Below are 3,345 nucleotides of genomic sequence, written 5' to 3' on the forward strand. Positions count from 1 at the left end.
GCCCGGTGGCGGCGGTGCAGTTCCGATATGACGCTGCCGTCGGCGATGTTGAAAGCCGCGAACAGGCTGGTGATGCCGTGCCGGTAGTAGTCGTGGGTGCGCCGCTCGGGCATGCCCGGCATCATCGGCAGCACCCGCTGGGACCGGTCCAGCGCCTGGATTTGGCTCTCCTCGTCCACGCACAGCACCACCGCTTTCTCGGGCGGATGGTGGTACAGGCCGACGACGTCGACGACCTTCGCGATGAACTGCGGGTCGGTGGAGAGCTTGAAGGCGTCCTGGAGATGTGGCTTGAGGTCGAACTTCTTCCAGATCCGCCCGATGGTGGACTTCGACAGCCCGGAGTGCTTCGCCATCGAGGCCCGCGACCAGTGGGTGTCCTTGCCCGGAGTGGACTCCAGCGTCGCCGTGAGCACGTTTTCGACCTGATCCAGCAGGATCGAGGGCGGCCTGCCGGGACGCGGCTCATCACTCAGCCCATCCAGCCGCAACCGGATGAACCTCGACCGCCAGCGGTTCACCGTTGCCTGCGATACACCGAGTTCGGCGGCGATCTCCTTGTTCGTCCCGCCTTCCGCGCACCGCAGCACGATCTTCGCCCGCAGCGCCAGGAACTGCGCGGTCTTCGCCCGCCGCGCCCAGCGGGTCAGCTCCGCACGTTCGGCCTCGGAGAGCACCAGCTCCGGCTTGCGCCGGCCCGGCCGCGGCTCGTCCACCAGGCCCCCCATCCGCCGGGCCACGAACCGCGAGCGCCACTTGCGCACCGTCTCCGTGGAGACCCCGAAGTCCGCCGCAACACCGGTATTTGACACTCCCTCCGCACAGGCCAAAATGATCCGGGCCCGCTCCGCCACACGGGCCGACACCGCACCACCCGCCCAACACGACAGCTCCGACCGCTCCTCGGCAGACAGCACCACTTCGACAGCACGAGGACCCCGAGACACCATGAAAACAGCCTACAGACTTAGTCTCACCAATTCCGGCGCATCACACTAGTGTCCTGCGCCAGTAGTTGATCGTTAGTAGTTGCGTGACTTCTGCTGCTGGTGCGTCAGTTCCTCGTCGGGGCCCGAAACTGGAACCGTTACTGCTGTCTGATGATGAGCGGCGGTGTTGGAGCGGTGGACGCGTCGGGCGACATCGGCCCAAGCCCTGGCCCTGCGCGCGCGGATCGTGCTGGCGTGCGCGGGCCCGGAGGTACCGCCGATCGTCGCGGTCGCCCGGGATCTGCGGGTGACCGCGGACACCGTCCGCAAGTGGCGCCGACGCTTCCTCGCCGAGCGGCTGGACGGGCTGGCGGACGAGCCCCGGCCGGGCCGGCCGCCCACCATCAGTGTCGATCAGGTGGAAGCGGTCGTGGTCACCACGCTGGAACAGCTCCCGAAGAACGCCACCCACTGGTCACGGACATCGATGGCCGAGCACAGTGGTCTGTCGAAGTCGACGGTGGGCCGTATCTGGCGGCAGTTCCAGCTCAAGCCGCATCTGGCGGACACCTTCAAGCTGTCGACGGACCCGTTGTTCGTGGAGAAGGTCTACGACGTCGTGGGCCTGTACTTCAACCCGCCCGAGGGTGCGGTGGTGCTGTCGGTGGACGAGAAGTCGCAGATCCAGGCCCTGGACCGGTCCCAGCCGGTGCTGCCGATGATGCCGGGCATGCCCGAGCGGCGCACCCACGACTATGTGCGCAACGGCCTGACCACGCTGTTCGCCGCGTTCGATGTCGCCACGGGTGAGGTCATCACGGCCCTGCACCGCCGGCACCGGGCCGCGGAGTTCAAGAAGTTCCTGATCCGGATCGACAAGGAGGTGCCCGCTCACCTGCAGATCCACCTGATCGTGGACAATTACGGCACCCACAAGACACCGGCGATCAAGTCCTGGCTGGCCAAACACCCGCGGTTCGAGCTGCACTTCACCCCGACCGGCTCGTCCTGGATCAACCAGGTCGAGCGGTGGTTCGGCTACCTGGCCCACCAGATGATCCGCCGAGGCGCACACAAGAACATCCAGGCCCTGGAAGCCGACATCCGGGCATGGGTCAAGGACTGGAACGAAGACCCCAAGCCGTTCATCTGGACCAAGACAGCCGAAGAAATCCTCGACTCCCTCGCCCGATTCTGCCGACGGATCTCCGGCGCAGGACACTAGCTCGTACACCTCCCGCGGCTCTCGATCCAACACATCCGCCGACGAGCTCATCGCACACCGACCCGCCGACACCGGCTGGCCGGTGCCAGCCGAGCCCGTCCGCGCACCCGCGATCGCCGAGAAGATCCGCCCCATCTCCCTCGTGACCACCGCGCCGCAGGCTGATCACCCAGTGTCTTGCCGGTACGGGAGGCTTCTGCGTGCTGGGCGTCACCCTCCGTTCCTGTGGAGGGTCTGCCGACTGGACAATAAAGGTCCCCCGGCGGTGTGATGGCACCGTTCATCCGGGGGACTGGGTGAACTGGGCGACCCGGTCACCTAACAGTTGGCCGGGTCGCCTGATGGCGCTCAGCCGGGCCGGGGCGCTTGCATCCAGGTGGATGCGACCGGCGATCTTCAAATCAAGACCGCGTCCAGAGCCCTGCCAGGGGAACTACCCGAGCATGAGATGAAGCGCGGTGACGATCTCCGCGATCATGATCACGATCGTCGCCAAGAGAAGCGCTTTATCCATGATCATCCTCTCCGTGGGAAGCAGCGGGGCGGAAGTCTGCCGGTGATCACCTCCAAGGCGGGGCCGGGGTTGATGTGTGTGTCTATCAGCGGCGGTCTGCACGCGTCGACGGCGCGTGAACCCCATGTGGCCTGCGGAAATAACGAGTTGCCGCGAATTCCGTGCCATTTGGTTCAGACCATCGAAGCGGTGCACTCCGGGCCCGTCGCGGTCGCGAAGAACGCCCCGGCGCCCACAAGGACGACGACGCCCGCGACGATGCCGATGATGACGCCCGTCGAGCTCGAACCGTCGGAGGACTCATCGGAGGAGCCCGCCGGAACCGCCGACCACCAGCTCCAGTAACCGTCCTGGCCATAGATGTTGCCCGCGGCCTTCGGCATCGTCTCGATCGACTTGATGATGGTTGGCGACGTCCGCGGAGCGGAAGGACGGCGCCAACTCAACGACGCGGCCCCGCACCGGTGGGAGCGCGGTTGCCATCCTTGCGGGGTGGAGCTGCCCGGCGCCTGGCCCCGTAGTGGCGTCGCAACGCGCGGTTGCGGGTTCCCGTGACGTCCCAGAGTCCGCGACTGCTGGTGGCGTGCGATGTCCTCGGCCACCATCGCCGAGAGGTTGAAGTACGCCTCCCGCACCTTGGGCCGCATCATGTCGAGATCGACCTCGGCGCCCGCGGC

General features: G+C 66.6%; 1 protein-coding gene and 2 pseudogenes. 1 reads left to right on the forward strand and 2 read right to left on the reverse strand.

The genetic code is table 11. The features are described 5' to 3' along the window. Nucleotides 1-812 (reverse strand): IS630 family transposase (locus tag AB0D27_RS45215; protein ID WP_362521452.1); only part of this gene is annotated, 812 nt, incomplete at its 3' end. Nucleotides 813-1,078: 266 nt separating this feature from the next. Between AB0D27_RS45215 and AB0D27_RS45220 the strand changes: the two are divergent. Then, nucleotides 1,079-2,154: pseudogene (locus tag AB0D27_RS45220) on the forward strand (IS630 family transposase). 687 nt (nucleotides 2,155-2,841) lie between these two features. On the opposite strand, the pseudogene AB0D27_RS45225 reads toward AB0D27_RS45220, so the two are convergent. Beyond that, nucleotides 2,842-3,345, reverse strand: a pseudogene (locus tag AB0D27_RS45225) (hypothetical protein); the annotation flags it as partial.

Source organism: Streptomyces sp. NPDC048415 (assembly GCF_040651675.1).
Classification (GTDB): Bacteria; Actinomycetota; Actinomycetes; order Streptomycetales; family Streptomycetaceae; genus Streptomyces.